At 72.6% G+C, this 15,453-nt stretch carries 14 protein-coding genes and 1 pseudogene; 4 read left to right on the forward strand and 11 right to left on the reverse strand.

Translation table 11 applies throughout. The annotated features are described in order from the left end of the window. Positions 1–7: 7 nt before the first annotated feature. From BJF79_RS45685 to BJF79_RS45715, 8 genes and pseudogenes are all read right to left on the reverse strand, one after another. Positions 8–535: a dihydrofolate reductase family protein gene (locus BJF79_RS45685; RefSeq protein WP_075906905.1), complete on the reverse strand. Its 528-nt coding sequence runs from the start codon at positions 533–535 to the stop codon at positions 8–10. A gap of 51 nt (positions 536–586) precedes the next feature. Then, positions 587–1,363: a class I SAM-dependent methyltransferase gene (locus BJF79_RS45690; protein WP_262403547.1), complete on the reverse strand. Its 777-nt coding sequence runs from the start codon at positions 1,361–1,363 to the stop codon at positions 587–589. Beyond that, a complete protein-coding gene (locus BJF79_RS45695) occupies positions 1,360–2,460 on the reverse strand; it encodes an ATP-binding cassette domain-containing protein (protein WP_316043573.1) in 1,101 nt (366 codons plus the stop codon). Before BJF79_RS45695 ends, BJF79_RS45690 begins: the two co-directional genes overlap by 4 nt. A 170-nt stretch (positions 2,461–2,630) precedes the next feature. Then, positions 2,631–2,858: pseudogene (locus BJF79_RS64655) on the reverse strand (ATP-binding cassette domain-containing protein); the annotation flags it as partial. Then, positions 2,855–3,658, reverse strand: a complete 804-nt coding sequence (locus tag BJF79_RS45700; protein WP_075906906.1) for an ABC transporter permease — start codon at positions 3,656–3,658, stop codon at positions 2,855–2,857. The pseudogene BJF79_RS64655 and the gene BJF79_RS45700, both read right to left, overlap by 4 nt. Continuing rightward, on the reverse strand, positions 3,655–4,602 hold the full coding sequence (locus BJF79_RS45705; protein ID WP_075906907.1) for an ABC transporter permease: 948 nt from the start codon (positions 4,600–4,602) through the stop codon (positions 3,655–3,657). The genes BJF79_RS45700 and BJF79_RS45705 overlap by 4 nt, the downstream gene beginning before the upstream one ends. Positions 4,603–4,605: 3 nt before the next feature. After that, on the reverse strand, positions 4,606–6,141 hold the full coding sequence (locus BJF79_RS45710; RefSeq protein ID WP_262403548.1) for an ABC transporter substrate-binding protein: 1,536 nt from the start codon (positions 6,139–6,141) through the stop codon (positions 4,606–4,608). A gap of 92 nt (positions 6,142–6,233) precedes the next feature. After that, a complete protein-coding gene (locus tag BJF79_RS45715; RefSeq protein ID WP_075906909.1) occupies positions 6,234–7,214 on the reverse strand; it encodes a hypothetical protein in 981 nt (326 codons plus the stop codon). A 294-nt stretch (positions 7,215–7,508) separates the two neighbouring features. Between BJF79_RS45715 and BJF79_RS45720 the strand changes: the two genes are divergently transcribed. Then, positions 7,509–8,594 carry a glycerophosphodiester phosphodiesterase family protein gene (locus tag BJF79_RS45720; RefSeq protein WP_075906910.1) on the forward strand — a complete coding sequence of 362 codons (1,086 nt, stop codon included), beginning with the start codon at positions 7,509–7,511 and terminating at the stop codon, positions 8,592–8,594. A gap of 89 nt (positions 8,595–8,683) precedes the next feature. Then, the gene (locus BJF79_RS45725; protein WP_075906911.1) at positions 8,684–9,115 is read left to right on the forward strand and encodes a Fur family transcriptional regulator; all 432 of its coding nucleotides are present in this window, start codon (positions 8,684–8,686) and stop codon (positions 9,113–9,115) included. Positions 9,116–9,196: 81 nt separating this feature from the next. On the opposite strand, the gene katG is transcribed toward BJF79_RS45725, so the two are convergent. From katG to BJF79_RS45740, 3 genes are all read right to left on the reverse strand, one after another. Continuing rightward, positions 9,197–11,416, reverse strand: a complete 2,220-nt coding sequence (gene katG / locus BJF79_RS45730; protein ID WP_075906912.1) for a catalase/peroxidase HPI — start codon at positions 11,414–11,416, stop codon at positions 9,197–9,199. A 30-nt stretch (positions 11,417–11,446) separates the two neighbouring features. Further along, positions 11,447–11,881, reverse strand: coding sequence for a Fur family transcriptional regulator (locus BJF79_RS45735; protein ID WP_075906913.1), 435 nt, complete (start codon positions 11,879–11,881; stop codon positions 11,447–11,449). Positions 11,882–12,021: 140 nt separating this feature from the next. Then, on the reverse strand, positions 12,022–12,585 hold the full coding sequence (locus BJF79_RS45740; RefSeq protein WP_075906914.1) for a TetR/AcrR family transcriptional regulator: 564 nt from the start codon (positions 12,583–12,585) through the stop codon (positions 12,022–12,024). 69 nt (positions 12,586–12,654) lie between these two features. Between BJF79_RS45740 and BJF79_RS45745 the strand changes: the two genes are divergently transcribed. Next, complete coding sequence (locus BJF79_RS45745; protein WP_083734742.1) at positions 12,655–13,455, forward strand: SDR family oxidoreductase; 801 nt, start codon at positions 12,655–12,657, stop codon at positions 13,453–13,455. A 57-nt stretch (positions 13,456–13,512) separates the two neighbouring features. Further along, positions 13,513–14,904 carry an alanine/glycine:cation symporter family protein gene (locus tag BJF79_RS45750; protein ID WP_075906915.1) on the forward strand — a complete coding sequence of 464 codons (1,392 nt, stop codon included), beginning with the start codon at positions 13,513–13,515 and terminating at the stop codon, positions 14,902–14,904. Positions 14,905–15,453 lie beyond the last annotated feature (549 nt).

Below are 15,453 nucleotides of genomic sequence, written 5' to 3' on the forward strand. Positions count from 1 at the left end.
CGGGGCGTCAGCGCGCGACGCGGTACCAGTGCGGGTATTCGTCGTCGATCGGCTCCAGCCGGACGCGCGCGCCGCCGGGGCGGTCGAACAGGCGCGTCCCGTCCCCGAGGAGGACGGGGGCGAGGAACACGAGCACCTCGTCGAGGAGCCCCGCGTCGATGCACTGCGCGGCGACGTTCGCGCCCAGCACGTTGACGTACCGGTCCCCGGCGGCGGTCTTGGCCGCGGCGACCGCGGTCGCGAGGTCGCCGAGGAACGCGACGTCCGCGGGCGGGTCGGCCGGGGGACGGTGCGTCAGGACGAACGTCGGCCCGTGGTACTGCCCGCCGAACGCCCCCTCCTCGTCGGTGCCCTCGTTCGGGTCGCCGCCCCCGTACGTGACGTTACCGGCGAGGATGGCGCCGACCCGCGGAAGCAGGCGCTCGGCCGTCGGGTTCGGGTCGCCGAGGTGCTCGGCTAGCCAGGACATGTCCCCGCCCGGGCCCGCGATGTGGCCGTCGAGCGACATCGTCGCCGAGTACAGCAGTTTCGCCACACTGGTTCCTTTCGTCGTCTTCGGCAAGGAGACCACGCCGGGGCCCGGAACTCATCGCGTCACCGGAGAGCGGCCACCAGGGCGTCGCAGTGCGAGCACCAGACCTGGCGGGCCTCGGCGAAGCCCTGCTCCCGCAGGGCGTCGAGGTGCCAGCGCGTGGTGGTCGGGCGGTCGGCCTTGGGACGGGCGGGGCCGCGCGGGTCGCCGAGGAGCGCGACCGGCGCTCGGCCGGGTCCGCGAGGACGGGGTCGGCGGCGACCGCCGTCCACCAGTCGCGCCAGTCGAGCGCCCCGGCGGCCGCGCGCGTTCCTGCCGGGCCGTGTGCAGGGCTTGGGCCGCCGCGTTGAGGCGCGGCGCGGACTCGTCCGTCATGTGGTCGGCGTTGAGGAAGACGCCGCCGTCGCGCAGGACCCCCCGGATCTCCCCGTACAGGACGCGCAGCGGTTCGGTGTCGAGCCAGTGCAGGGCGGTCGCCGTCACGACGGCGTCGTACGTCCGGTGGGGCAGGGCGGCGGTCCAGCCGGGGTCGGTCAGGTCTGCGGTGACCAGTTCGACGCGGTCGTCGCCGGCGAAGTGGCCGCGGGCGATGGTGAGCAGGGCGGGGTCGATGTCGACGCCGGTGGCGCGGGCGCCGGGGAGGCGCTTGAGCAGCCGGTCGGTGATGCTGCCGGTTCCGCAGGCGAGGTCCAGAACGGCCGGTTCGGGGCCCGCGAGGGCCTCGACCATGTCGAGCATGACCCGGAAGCGTTCCTCGCGGTCGGGCATGTACCACTCCTGCTGGCGGTCCCAGCTGTCCTGCCACGCCTGCCAGGCGGCGGTCTCGGTCATGTCGGGCTCCTTCTCGTCGATGGGCGCGCCGCCCGGATCAGCAGGCGCGTGGTCTCGGACCCGGGTGCGGCGAGGACGCGGCCGACGTCGCCGTGGTCGACCGTCCGGCCGCCGTCCAGGACCAGGAGGCGGTCCGCGACAGCGGCGAGCAGGGCCAGGTCGTGCCCGATCCACAGGACGGACGCGCCCGCCCCGCGCAGCCGCGCGACCTCGGCCAGGACGCGGGCGGCGGCCTCGTCGTCGAGCGCGGTGGTGATCTCGTCGCAGATCAGGACGTCCGGACGGGCGAGGACGGCGCGGGCGAACGCGGCGCGCTGGAGTTCGCCGCCGGACAGCCGCGCGGGCCGCCGCCGCGCGGTCCGCGGGGCGACGCCGAGGCGTTCGAGGAGGTCGGCGGCCTCCGCGGCGGCCTCGTCCGGTGCGCTGCCGCGGAGCCGGACGGCGGTGCGGCCGACCTGGTCGAGGACGGGACGGCGCTCGTCGAACGACCCGCGCGTCTCCTGCCACACGTACTGGACGGCACGTTTCCGCATGTCGTCGCGGCGGCGCAGCGGGGGCAGCGGCGTCCCGTCCAGGACGATCGCGCCGCGGTGCCGTTCGTGCAGGCCCGCGACGCAGCGGGCGAGGGTCGTCTTGCCGCCGCCGGACGGTCCGGCGACGCCGAGGCAGTCGCCGGGCGCGAGGGACAGCGACACGTCGCGGAGCACCTCGCCGCGCCGTCCGGGGCGCAGCCAGGCGGTCAGGTTCCGGACGTCGAGCCGGGCGGGCCCGGACGGGCGGGGCGCGCGGCCGGGCGCGGGGGGTTCGGCGCGCGGCAGGACGTCGGCGGGCGCGCCCCGGCGGCGACGCGGCCGCCGTCGAAGACGACGACCTCGTCGGCGAGAGCGCACCAGGTCGTGGTCGTGGCTCAGCAGGAGGAGCGCCGTCCCGGCGTCGGCCAGCGCGGCGAGTTCGCGGGCGAGCGCCAGGCGGGTCACGGTGTCGAGGCCGGTGCTCGGCTCGTCCAGGACGAGCGCGCTCGGGCCGCACGCGAGGGCCTGCGCGAGGGCGACGCGCTGCCGCTGCCCGCCGGAGAACTGGTGCGGGAACCGGCGCATCGCGCCGTCCGGGAGCCCGGCCCCGCGGGAGCGCCTCGGCGCCGTCGGCGACCCGTGCAGCCGCGCGAGTTCCCTGAGGACGGCGCCGGTGCGGCGTGGCGGGTTGAGCGCGCGCCCGGATGTTGGGGCAGGTAGGCGACGGTCCCGCCGCGCAGCCCCGCCGCCGCGGGGGTGGGGCCGCGCTCGTCCACCACCGGGACGCCCGCGCGGCGCACCTCGCCGCGCAGCTCCACGCCCGGCGCGGCCTCGCCGAGCAGGGCGAGCGCGGTGGTCGTCTTGCCGCTGCCGGACGGCCCGACGAGCGCGGTGACGCCGCCCGCCGGGACGTCGAGGTCGACGCCGCGCAGGATCTCGGACGCGCCGGTGCGGGCCGTCAGCCCGCGCACCTCGATGATCACCGTGCGGTCTCCCGTCCGACGAGCCGGTCAGACAGGAGGTTGAGCCCGACCGTGAACATGACCAGCATCGCGGCGGGCGCGCACACCGCCCACGGCTGGACGAGCAGCGCCTCGCGGCCCGCCGCGATCGTCACGCCCCAGTCGGGGGAGGCGGGGTCGAGGCCGAGGCCGAGGAAGTTGGCGGCGGCGACAGTGAAGACGGCGAGCGGGACGCGGGTGCCGATGTCGGCGGCGGCGACCGGCAGCACGGTCCGGCCGACGTAGCCGAACAGGATCCGGGCCCGCGACTCGCCCTGCAGCAGCATCGCCTCGGCGACCGGCCCGGACGCCGCGTCCAGCGCCGCCGCCCGGACGAGCCGCGCCACCGCGGGCACGCCGATCGCCGCGACCGCGAGCGCGATCGCCGCCGGACTGCCCGGCCGCCCCACCCCGACCACGCCGATGACCAGCAGGGACGGGATCGGCAGGAGGAGCTCCACCGGACGCATCAGCAGCTCGTCGATCCAGCGGTGCCGGGTCGTCGCGGCGGCGAGCCCGAGCGGCGCGCCCAGCAGGTAGGCGAGCGCGACGGCGCCGCACGCGACGCCGAGGGCGCTCGCACCGCCGCGCAGGAGCAGGCCGAGCACGTCCCGTCCGGTCCCGTCGGTGCCGAGCGGGTGGCCGTCGCCGAGCACGTAGGGGGCGCCGTCTTCGGGGGTGACGGCGGGCGCCACCAGCGGCCCGAGGACCGCGACGAGGACGGGCACGGCCAGCAGCAGGCCGGCCGCGAGCGTCGCCGGACGCACCCGCCCGTTCGTCATCGCAGCACCTCCGAACGCGGCGCCAGCCGCTGCGAGACCAGGTCGGCGGCGACGTTGAACGCCAGCGCCACCGCCGCGAGCAGCAGCGTCAGCGCCTGGACGGTCGGGACGTCGCGGCCCTGCACTGCCTCGATCAGCGCGGTGGCGGTGCCGGGGATCGCGAAGACCGCCTCGACGATCAGCACCCCGCCGAGGAGCCGGTCGCCGGTCCGCGCGAGTTCCTGGACGCCCGGGACGGCCGCGTTCGGCAGCACGTGCCGGAGCACGAGCCGCGTCCGCGGCACGCCCAGCCGCCGCGCCTGCGCGACGTACTCGGACTCCAGCGCCGCGATCGTCCCGGCCCTGATCTGCCGGGACAGCGTGCAGACGGTACGGGCGAGCAGCACCGCGACGGGGAGCACGAGCAGGGCGGGCCGGTGCAGCAGGTCCGCGCCGTCCGCGCCCAGCCACGTCGACGGCAGCCACCCGAGCCGCAGCGAGAACACCGCGACCAGCGCCATCGCGAGCACGAAGTCGGGGATCGCGTTGAGCGCCAGCGTGACCGCGGTGATCGCGCGGTCGAGGCGTCCGCCCGCGCGCAGCCCCATCGTCAGGCCGAGCAGCATCGCCAGCGGGACCAGCAGCACGGCGGTGACGGCGGCCAGCAGCGCGGTCGCGGCCAGCGAACCGGTGACGATCTCGCGCACCGGGGTGCCGCCGACGAGCGAGACGCCGAGGTCGCCGGACGCCAGCCCGCCCGCCCAGTCGGCGAACCGCTCGACCGGCGGACGGTCGAGCCCGAGCCGTTCCCGCAGGTCGGCGACCTCCTCCAGGCCCATCTGCTCATTGGCCCTCGCCGCGGCGGCGTCGCCGGGCAGCAGCTCGGTCAGCAGGAAGATCAGCACGGCCAGCAGCGCGAGCTGGACGGCGGCGAGCAGCACCCGCCGGGCGGCGTGACGCGGCACCGGTCAGGCCAGCCACACCCGGTCGAACCGCGCCCAGTCCACCGAGTTGGGCGGGGCCGGAACCACCCCGTGCAGGCGGGACGACACCGCGTTCAGCCAGTCGGGGACGCCCCAGATCAGCAGGCCGCCGTCATCGTGGACGCGTTTCTGCAGGGCGCCGTACAGCCGCCCGCGCTCCCCCTCGTCCACGGTCGACTGCGCCTCCTTGAACGCGTCGTCGAAGTCCGCGTGCTTCCACGCCGACGCGTTCTGCTTGGAGTCGGTCAGCAGCCGGTCGCTGATGTAGGTGGGGATCGGCATCGCCCCGCAGCGGTGGTTGCCGAGCATCCCGGTCCGCAGCTGGTCGGTGTAGTACGTCTCGGGCGGCCCGTTGACAATCTTCACTCGGAGCCCGGCCTCGCCCGCCTGCTCGGCGAACAGGTTCGCGGTGTCGACGAACCCGTCGGCGACGGTCGAGGTGTAGAACGTCACCTCCTTGTTCAGCAGGCCCGTCTTTCGCAGGAGCGCGCGGGCCTCGGCGACGTCCCGTCCGCGCTGCGGCACGCCCGCGGGGTAGAAGTGGTAGCCGAGGCCGTACATGTCGTTGCCGACGGCGCCCCGGCCCCCGGTGACCACCTCCACCAGCCGCTCGCGGTCGGCCAGCAGCTTCACGGCCAGCGCCGCGTCCGGGTCGTCGAACGGCGGCCGGTCGGTCTTCATCGCGATGCCGAGCGCGCCGGCGCGCGGGGTCGCGACGATCCGCACGTCCCGGCTCCGCTCGACGACCCGCGCGAACGTGGCCGACATCTCGTGCGCGTACTCGATCTCCCCCGCCCGGACGGCGTTGCCGCGCGCCTCCGTCTCGGCGGAGAGGATGCGCAGCTCGTCCACGTGGGCGGCGCCCTCCCAGTGGTCGTCGAACCGGACGGCGGCGAACGAGCGGCCCGCCGTGAACGAGCGGAAGCGGAACGGTCCCGTCCCGACCGGCTCGGACGGGTCGGTGAAGCCGCGCCGCACGACGGCGGTGCCGGTCATCGCCAGCAGCGAGGGCAGTTCGGCGTTCGGCCGCGCGAGCGCGAGCTCCACGATTTGTTTGTCCGCCGCCCGGGACCGCTTGAGGTCGATGTCCGACAGCGAGATCCGCGCCCGCCGGTCGACGGCCTTCGGGTCGAGGATGCGCGCGAGGCTGTAGAGGACGTCGTCGGCGTCCAGCGCGTGCCCGTCGTGGAACGTCGCGGAACGCAGGTGGAAACGCCACACGGTCGCGTCGTCGTTGCTCTCCCACCGCTCCGCGAGGCGCGGCACCGGCCGCAGCGTCTCGTCGAAGTCGACCAGCTTGTCGAAGACCGCCTTGTGCCGGGCGATGTCGACGAACGCCCGCTGCGCGTGCGGGTCCATCGTCTCCTTCGCGCCCGCGCCGGGGAACGCGACCCGCAGCGTGCCGCCCCGGACGGGCGTGCCCGACCCCGCCCCGCCGCCGGACGAGCAGGAGGTCAGCAGTACGGCCCCGGCCGCCCCCGCCATCCCGAGGAACCCACGACGCGTGGGAGCGCTGGACACGCCGCACACCACCCCTTCACCGACGTCCACTCAATGCATCTAAACCGCAAATGCGACTCATTTGCAATACCGTGGACGGGCGGGCGCGGCGATCAGGCGGGTTTCTGCTCCGCGGGCGGCTGCTTCGGCCTCAGCGCCCGCTGGGCGAGATCGGCGACGTTGTAACCGACGAGGCTCGCGATGTCGGAGAGCCCGAAGACGCCCATGATCGTGTTGACCTCACCGGGGTTGAGGCTGCGGTGCCAGCGGGTGTCCGCCTTGGGCTTCTCGTTGTTCCAGTACGGGCGGGCCATCTCCACGAACTTCTCCGCCTCCGCCCGCGCCGGGCCGTTGAGGCTCTCGATGTGCGCGTTCAACTGCTCCTTGCCGACATAGGGCACGAAGGAGCTCCAGTTGCCCCCGGCGTCGTGGATCCGGCCGTTGTCCGGCTCGTCCCGCAGCGGCAGGTGGAGGAACGCGGCCAGCCGTTCGAGATGCCGCTCCGGGCGCGCCATGTACCCCTCGTAGCGCACCACCATGTGCGGGAGCCCGTGCGTGTTCACCGTCCGGAGCGCGTCGACGTAGGTGTCCCGCCAGACGGCGGCCCCCTGCCACAGCGGTTCGCCCGTCCGGTCGCGGTGGCTGATCGCGTAGGCGATCGGGTTCCGCACGGTGAGGATCACGTTGATCGGGACGCGCCGCAGCGCCGGGTCGGCGTTCCGCTGCGCGATGGCCCGCCGCAGCCACGCGACGTACTTGCTCCCGTCGAGGATCGCCGAGGCGCCGAGCGTCCGCGCGAACTCCGTGTGCATGCCGAAGATGTCCTCGTACGTCACGCGCTCGCGGAGCTTCCGCGTGAAGTGGCGGCACTCCTTGCCGAGCAGGGAGCAGGGGCCGCAGATCAGCCCGCCGTTCTGGTGGCTGAACCCGGGAAGCTGGGTGAAGTTGTTCAGCTCGCCCACGTAGTGGGCCTTCTCGATGCGGGTCGTCATGTCGCGCCCGATCAGCGTCGACCCCGAGAACAGGGTGCCGAGGACGAACACCGACGTCGGAGGCCCGTCCTGCGTCCTGGGCAGCTTGGTTCGGAGGCTCATGATCCGTCCAGGCACTACCGGAACCTCTTCTGTCTCAGCGTCCATGTTCACGCCCGCGGTGGTGGTGAGTGATGTGTCCCTGAACTCTTCTACCTTGATCACGCCCGGATGGGGCCGTCGTGGCACAAGTAGGACATCCACCGGACATTGTGCCCGTAACCAGCAACGACCATGAACGCCGCTTGTTCAGCCGGTGATCACGCGTCCGTCATTTCGTGCACGGACGGGCGCAGCGGCCGCCTTCGAGGGTGGTGGCCGCCGCGGCGCGTCGCCGCGGCGGAAGGAAGAGCGCTCATGAGGATGTGGCACAGGGCCGCGGCGGGCTGCGCGGCGGGGTGTGCGGCGGTCGTGCTGGCGGGCGGGATCGCCGCTCCGGCCGAGGCGGAGCGGAAGCACGGCGGACGGTTCGACCTGCAAGCCCACCGGGGCGGGCTCGGGCTGGTCGTGGAGAGCACGACGGCGGCGTTCGCGAACGCCCTGGAACTCGGGGTCACCACCCTGGAACTGGACGTGCAGATCACCGAGGACCGGCGGGCGGTCGTCACCCACGACCGGCGGGTCAGCGGGAAGAAGTGCCGGGACACCGGGCCCGCCTCCCCCGGCGACCCCGAGTTCCCGTACGTCGGCAAATACGTCAAGGATCTGACGCTGCGGCAGGTGCGGACGCTGGACTGCGGGACGCTGACGCTCGCCGAACACCCCGGCCAGCGGCCCGTCCCCGGCGCGCGGATGCCGCTGCTCGGGGAGGTGTTCGATCTCGTCCACCGGTACCGGGCCTACGGCGTGAAGCTCAACATCGAGACGAAGGTCGAGGCGGGGGCGCCGGACGAGACGGCGCCGCGCGAGCAGTTCGTGCGGATCACGGCGCGCGAGGTGCGCCGCGCGCGGATGCTGCGGCAGGTGACGATCCAGAGCTTCGACTGGGGCGCGCTGATGCGGATGCGCGAGGTCGAACCGCGGCTGGAGCTGGTGGCGCTCACGAACTTCGACTTCCTGCAGACGGGACGGCCGGGACGGTCGCCGTGGCTGGGCGGCCTCGACATCGACGACTTCGGCGGCGACCCGCTGGCGGCGGTCGCGTCGTTCGGCGCGACCGCGTTCTCGCCGGTGCACGGCTTCCCGCAGAACGGGAAGGTCACCGACCCCGGCTACCGGCCGTACGTGACCGAGGCGATGGTGGAGCGGGCGCACCGGCTGGGGATCAAGGTGGTGCCGTGGACGGTCGACGACGCGGCGACCATGAACAAGCTCATCGACGACGGGGTGGACGGCATCATCACGGACTATCCCGACCGGCTGCGCGCGGTGATGGCCGATCGCGGGCTCAAGCTTCCGAAGCGGTACCGGCCCCGGAAGACCGGGGGGTGGGTCGGTCGTTGACGCGGGCGGGTAGCTTTACTAGTCGGGCCGCCCGGCCCGTACCGTTCGTTATCTTGAATCGTTCGCATTTGTGAAGTTAGGTTGGCGTCATGACCGCGTCCCAGAGCCGGAACCCCGCCCAGGAGCTGCGCGGGGTCGGCCTGCGGGTCACGGCGGCCCGCGTCGCGCTGCTCGAGACCGTCCGGACGGGTGATCACCTCGGGGTCGAGGCGATCGCCTCGGGGGTCCGTGACCGCGTGGGCCACATCAGCCTCCAGGCCGTCTACGAGGCGCTGCACGCGCTCACCGCGGCCGGGCTCGTCCGCCGCATCGAACCCGCCGGAAGCCCGGCGCGGTTCGAGGGACGGGTCGGCGACAACCACCATCACCTGGTGTGCCGCAAGTGCGGCGCGGTCAAGGACGTCGACTGCGCCGTGGGGCACCCGCCGTGCCTCGACCCGGTGGACGATGCCGGGTACCTGATCGACGAGGCGGATGTCACATTCTGGGGCCTTTGCCCGAAGTGCCAGGCCGCCGCCTGACAGACCCGGTGCCCCGAGCGGCCACCTGACGAACCCGGGGATCCGGGCCGGCCCATGCGGACCGGCCCGGATCTTCTCGGATCAGGCCAGGTCGAACCGGTCGAGGTTCATGACCTTGTCCCACGCGGCGACGAAGTCGCGGACGAACTTCTCCTTGGCGTCATCGCTCGCGTAGACCTCCGCGACCGCCCGGAGTTCGGCGTTCGAGCCGAAGACGAGGTCGGCCCGGGAGCCGGTCCACCGGGCGTTGCCCTTCGCGTCGGCGCCCTCGAACGTCTCGGACGTCTCGTCCGTCGGCTTCCACACCGTGCCCATGTCGAGCAGGTTCACGAAGAAGTCGTTCGTGAGCGTCCCGGGGGCGTCGGTGAGGACGCCCAGGGACTCCTGCCGGTGGTTCACGTTCAGGACGCGCAGGCCGCCGACGAGGACCGTCATCTCGGGCGTGCTCAGGGTGAGCAGGTTCGCCCGGTCGATGAGGAGGAACTCGCCCGGCAGCAGGTTGCCCTTCTGCAGGTAGTTGCGGAACCCGTCGTGCGTCGGCTCCATCACCTCGAACGACTCGACGTCGGTCTGCTCCTGCGACGCGTCGGTGCGTCCCGGGGTGAAGGGCACCTCGATGTCGTGCCCGCCGGCCTTGGCGGCGGCCTCGACGGCCGCGCAGCCGCCGAGCACGATCACGTCGGCGATGGAGATCCGCTTGCCGCCGGACTGCTCGGCGTTGAACGCCTCCTGGATCCCCTCCAGGGTGCGCAGCACGCCCGCGAGCTGGTCGGGGTCGTTGACCTCCCAGCTGCGCTGCGGCTCCAGCCGGATGCGGGCGCCGTTGGCGCCGCCGCGCTTGTCGCTGCCGCGGAACGACGCCGCCGACGCCCACGCGGTCGCGACCAGCTGCGAGATCGACAGGCCGGAGTCGAGGATCCGGGCCTTGAGGGCGGCGACGTCGCCGGCGTCCACGAGCTCGTGGTCCACCGCCGGGACGGGGTCCTGCCAGACCAGCGTCTCGGTCGGGGCCTCGGGGCCGAGGTAGCGGACGGCCGGGCCCATGTCGCGGTGCGTCAGCTTGAACCAGGCGCGGGCGAACGCGTCCGCGAACTCGTCCGGGTTGTCCTTGAAGCGCCGCGAGATCGGCTCGTAGATCGGGTCGAAGCGCAGCGAGAGGTCGGTCGTCAGCATCATCGGCCGGCGGTTCAGCGTGCCGTCCTCGGGGTCGGGCACGGTGTCGGCGCCCGCGCCGTCCTTCGGCTGCCACTGGTTCGCCCCGGCCGGGCTCTTCGTCAGCTCCCACTCGTAGCCGAAGAGGACGTCCCAGAAGCTGTTGTCCCACTTGGTCGGGGTGGGCGTCCAGGTGACCTCCAGGCCGCTGGTGTGGGAGTCGCGGCCCTTGCCGCTGCCGTGCGTGCTCTTCCAGCCGAGGCCCTGCTCTTCGAGCGGGGCGCCCTCGGGCTCGGGGCCGATGGCGGCGTCGTCCGGGGAGGCGCCGTGCGTCTTGCCGAAGGTGTGGCCACCGGCGATGAGGGCGACGGTCTCCTCGTCGTTCATCGCCATCCGGCCGAACGTCTCGCGGATGTCGCGGGCCGCCGCGATCGGGTCCGGGTTGCCGTTCGGGCCCTCCGGGTTGACGTAGATGAGGCCCATCTGCACCGCCGCGAGGGGCTTCTCCAGGTCGCGTTCGCCGCTGTAGCGCTCGTCGTCCAGCCAGCCGGTCTCCGGCCCCCAGAAGACGTCCTCCTCGGCTTCCCACGCGTCCTCGCGGCCACCGGCGAAACCGAACGTCTTGAGGCCCATCGTCTCCAGGGCGACGTTCCCGGCGAGGATCATCAGGTCGGCCCAGGAGATCTTCCGGCCGTATTTCTTCTTGACCGGCCACAGCACCCGCCGGGCCTTGTCGAGGCTCGCGTTGTCCGGCCAGCTGTTGAGCGGCGCGAAGCGCTGCTGGCCCGCACCGGCGCCGCCCCGGCCGTCGCTGACGCGGTAGGTCCCGGCGCTGTGCCACGCCATCCGGATGATCAGCGGCCCGTAGTTGCCGAAGTCGGCGGGCCACCAGTCCTGCGAGTCCGTGAGGACGTCCGCGATGTCCTGCTTCACGGCGGGAAGGTCGAGGCTGTTGAACGCCTCGGCGTAGTCGAAGTCCGCACCGAGGGGGTTGGTCACCGGCGGGTTCTTGGCGAGCAGCTTCAGGTTGAGCCGGTCCGGCCACCAGCCGCGGTTCCCGCCGCCCTGGGTGGGGTGGGAGGCACGGGTGTGCACGACGGGGCAGCCGCCCTCGCCTGCCGCGGCTTCGGGAGCGTTGTTGTCGGCCATGTCATTCCTTCCGGTTTCAAGGGGGTGGGTTCAGGAACTCTCGGTGACGGAGCAGTCGGGGCACAGCCCCCAGAAGACGACCTCGGCCTCGTCGATCGAGGAGTAGCCGCGGTCGTCCGGCGCGGTCAGGCACGGTGCGTCGCCGACGGCGCAGTCGACGTCGGCGATGGCGCCGCATGCCCGGCACACGAGGTGGTGGTGGTTGTCCCCGACCCGCAACTCGTAGCGCGCCACGGAACCGGACGGCTGGATCCGGCGGACCAGACCGGCCGCGGTCAGTGCGTGCAACGAGTCGTACACGGCCTGGTGGGAGACCTTCGGGAGACGGCTGCGCACGGCACCGATGATCGTGTCGGTGTCCGCGTGCGGGTGCTTCTGCACCGCGCCCAGCACGGCCGTCCGGGGACGGGTCACGCGCAGGGCGGCACCGCGCAGCAGCTGCTGGAAGTCCAAGGCCGTCGCCACGCCGGAAAGACTGTCCCAGTTTCTTGAATCAGTCAAGAGTAGGAATCGATAAGGACGGAACCGGAGTTCTCGCGACGGGTCCGCAGGCCGTGCGGGTGCCGTGCGGGTGCCGTGCCGGAGCCGTCCCGGTGCGGTGCCGGTCAGCGGCGGACGCCGAAGAGGACCGTCAGGACGTCCTCGATGATCTCCGGATGGTCGGCCTGCTCCCGGTCGAGGAGCCACTGCTGCTGCATGCCGTCCAGCAGCGCCAGCAGCGCCGTCGCCGCCGCGCGCGGGGTGAGCCCGCTCGGCAGCCGGTCGCCCCACCGCTCGGCGAAGCTGCGGACCATGCGCTCGCGGACCTTCGCGTAGTGGTCGCGGAAGTACTCCTGCGCCGGATGCCCCTCGGTGACGCTCTCGGCCATCAGGACGCTGTAGACCTGCGCGAGCCCGGGGTGCTCGTGATCGTGCGCGACCACCTCGGCCATCTGGGCGGGCCAGTCCTCGTCGGCGTGCCCGGCGAGCAGGTGCTCGCGGTTCAACTCCTCCCGGCGCCGCAGGATCTCGACGAGCAGCTTCTTCTTGCTCGGGAAGTAGTGCAGGACTCCCTGCCTGGTCAGCCCCACCTTCGCCGCGATCGCGTCGAGGGAGGCCCCGCGGTAGCCGCGTTCGGCGAACATGCCGAGCGCGACGTCCACGATCTCCTCGCGCCTGCCGCGCGTCATGCGATCTCCACGGAGGGAACCGTATCGGCCTATATCCCTACCTACAGGTAAGTAGGTACGCTTCCCGGCATGAGCGAAACGGCGATCATCACGGGCGCGGCGGGCGGCATCGGCGAGGCGACGGCCAGGCGGCTGGCGGCGTCCGGGGCCCGGTGCGTGCTCGTCGACCGCGACCCGAAGGTGACGGACGTGGCCGCCTCCATCGGCGGGACCGCGCTGGTGGGCGACCTGACCGACCCCGACCTGTCGATGCGGGCGGTCGCGCAGGCGGGCGACCGGCTCGACCTGCTCGTCCTCAACGCCGGGCGCAACTCCCCCGACAAGGACCCGGCGTCACTCGACCTCGACCGCTACCAGGCGGTCGTCGGCGTGAACCAGCACTCCGTCACCTACGGCCTGCGGGCCGCGCTCCCGGCGATGCGCCGGGGCGGCGGCGGCTCGATCGTCGTCACCGCGTCGCTCGCCGCCCTGCACGGCGTCGAGCAGGACCCGATCTACACCATGACCAAGCACGCGGTCATCGGCCTGGTCCGCGCCCTGTCCGGGCCGCTGTCGCGTGAGGGGATCCGGCTCTCCGCCGTCTGCCCCGGGCTCGTCGACACCCCGCTGACGGCGGGCGCGCGGGACCGGTTCCGGGCCGCGGGCGTCCCGATGCTCACCGCCGACGAGGTCGCCGCCGCCATCGAGACGACGCTGCGCGACGGCGAGCCCGGCACCGAACTCGTCGTCCACCCGGGCCGGACCCCGGTGCGCTACATCGCGGCGCCGCCTCCCCTGACGCGCGCCGCGCGCGCCGCGCGCGCCGCGCGCGCGCGCCCGTCCGTCCGGCGTTGTCCGAGGTCACAGCGGGTGATCTTCACAAAGCCGTGAATGCGCGTTACGTTCCGAGCGGCAAGTAACCGACATCTCACGGAGCGCGGTGATTCGATGAAGCCTGTCGAAGATTTCCTGGACGGTGCGAGCGGCTTCGTCTGGGGTCCGTGGCTGCTCATCCCGCTGCTGCTGCTCACCGGCCTGTATCTCACGATCCTGCTGCGCGGCGTGCAGTTCCGGCACTTCAAGCTCGCCTTCTGGCTCGCGTTCGTCAAACGCAGCGACGGCGACGACAGCGAGGGCGACATCGCCCACTACCAGGCCCTGACGACGGCGCTGGCCGCGACCGTCGGCGTCGGCAACATCGCCGGCGTCGCCACCGCCATCGCCCTCGGCGGGCCCGGCGCGGTGTTCTGGATGTGGTGCACCGGCCTGGTCGGCATGGCGACCAAGTACAGCGAGGCGTTCCTCGGGGTGCGGTTCCGGCGCAAGGACGCCGCGGGCGAGCAGAGCGGCGGCCCCATGCACTACCTGCGCGAGGGGATCGGGGGCCGCCTCGGCTGGTTCCTCGGCGGGTTCTTCGCCATCGCGGGCGTTTTCGCGTCGTTCGGCATCGGCAACATGGTCCAGGCCAACGCCGTCACCACCAACGTCCATGCCGAATGGGGCTGGGACACCTGGATCACCGGGGCGAGCATCACGCTGCTGGCCGCCGCGGTGATCCTCGGCGGCATCAAGACCCTCGGCCGGATCACCAGCGCGTTCGTCCCGATCATGATCGTCTTCTACATCCTGGGCGCGGCGGGCGTCCTGGCCTTCAACCTCGGCGAACTGCCCGGCGCGCTCGGCCTGATCTTCACCGACGCCTTCACCGGCACGTCCGCCGCCGGCGGGTTCGCGGGCGCGGGCATGGCCGCCGCCATCCGGTACGGCGTCGCGCGCGGCATCTTCTCCAACGAGTCCGGGCTCGGCACCGGCGGCATCGCCGCGGCGGCCGCCAAGACCACCCACCCGGTGCGGCAGGCGCTCGTGTCGATGACCCAGACCTTCATCGACACCCTCGTCGTCGTCAGCTTCACCGCACTGGCGATCATCGTGACGGACGCGTGGAAGACCGGCGGCGAGGACGACGCGGGCACCTTCACCGCGTACGCCTTCGACGAGGGGCTCCCCGGCGAGTGGGGCAGCGTCATCGTGACGTTCGGCATCCTGTTCTTCGCGTTCTCGACCCTGCTCGGCTGGTCGTACTACGGCGAGCGCTGCATGGAGTACCTGTTCGGCCGCAATGCCGTGCTGCCGTACCGGCTGGCGTTCATCGCGATGATCTACGTCGGTTCGGTCTCCACGATCACCGTGGTGTGGACCTTCTCGGACGTGATGAACGGGCTGATGGCACTGCCCAACCTCGTGGGCCTGCTGATCCTGAGCCCGCTCGTCTGGCGCGAGACCCGCTCGTACTTCAAGGCGGGCCCGCAGGAGGAGCCGTCCGACGCGGTCAAGACCTGACGCCCGCTCCGCCGCCGACGGGACGGGACGGGACGCGCGCCGTCCCGTCCCGTCCCGTCGTGGTCGGAGACGGCGACGGCGGGCGCGGACCTGAAACACGTTCTCAAAACGCGGCCGGAGCACCTTCCGGGAGATCGAAGGTGATCAGCGCGGCACGCCCGGCGGCGTCACGCCCGCCTTTCAAGGAATTCTCGCCACTTTCCTCACTCCAGTCACAGCAACGACACTTGTATTGCTGCCAAAGAAAGCTGTCAACATAGGCACATTTCGGGCGTTGACCGCCCCCCGGCCGTTGCCTATGGTGTCAATAGAACGCGTTCTAGTAACACGGTCGGAGACTCGTGTCGATGGAGACGGGACTCTCCGGCCGATGGTCCCCGGTACGCCGTGCCTTCCCCGCTCCCCCGGCCAGGGACGGGCGAGCCACCGGACCGAGGACTCCCACCCCCTTTTCCTCCGGGTGCAGGCGCGACGCCCACGTTCCCGAAATGAGGACACCCCTTGTCCCGCATCAGCCTGAAAGCCGCGGCCATCTCCACGACCGCCGCG

The sequence above is a fragment of the Actinomadura sp. CNU-125 genome, assembly GCF_001942465.1.
GTDB lineage: Bacteria > Actinomycetota > Actinomycetes > Streptosporangiales > Streptosporangiaceae > Spirillospora.

Excerpts from the sequence above, each read along its gene's own strand:
- BJF79_RS45695 (WP_316043573.1), bottom strand. The coding sequence starts at position 2,460 with ATGCGCCGGTTCCCGCACCAGTTCTCCGGCGGGCAGCGGCAGCGCGTC.
- BJF79_RS45690 (WP_262403547.1), bottom strand. The coding sequence starts at position 1,363 with ATGACCGAGACCGCCGCCTGGCAGGCGTGGCAGGACAGCTGGGACCGC.
- BJF79_RS45750 (WP_075906915.1), top strand. The coding sequence starts at position 13,513 with ATGAAGCCTGTCGAAGATTTCCTGGACGGTGCGAGCGGCTTCGTCTGG.
- BJF79_RS45720 (WP_075906910.1), top strand. The coding sequence starts at position 7,509 with ATGAGGATGTGGCACAGGGCCGCGGCGGGCTGCGCGGCGGGGTGTGCG.
- katG (WP_075906912.1), bottom strand. The coding sequence starts at position 11,416 with ATGGCCGACAACAACGCTCCCGAAGCCGCGGCAGGCGAGGGCGGCTGC.
- BJF79_RS45700 (WP_075906906.1), bottom strand. The coding sequence starts at position 3,658 with ATGACGAACGGGCGGGTGCGTCCGGCGACGCTCGCGGCCGGCCTGCTG.
- BJF79_RS45745 (WP_083734742.1), top strand. The coding sequence starts at position 12,655 with ATGAGCGAAACGGCGATCATCACGGGCGCGGCGGGCGGCATCGGCGAG.
- BJF79_RS45725 (WP_075906911.1), top strand. The coding sequence starts at position 8,684 with ATGACCGCGTCCCAGAGCCGGAACCCCGCCCAGGAGCTGCGCGGGGTC.
- BJF79_RS45715 (WP_075906909.1), bottom strand. The coding sequence starts at position 7,214 with ATGAGCCTCCGAACCAAGCTGCCCAGGACGCAGGACGGGCCTCCGACG.
- BJF79_RS45740 (WP_075906914.1), bottom strand. The coding sequence starts at position 12,585 with ATGACGCGCGGCAGGCGCGAGGAGATCGTGGACGTCGCGCTCGGCATG.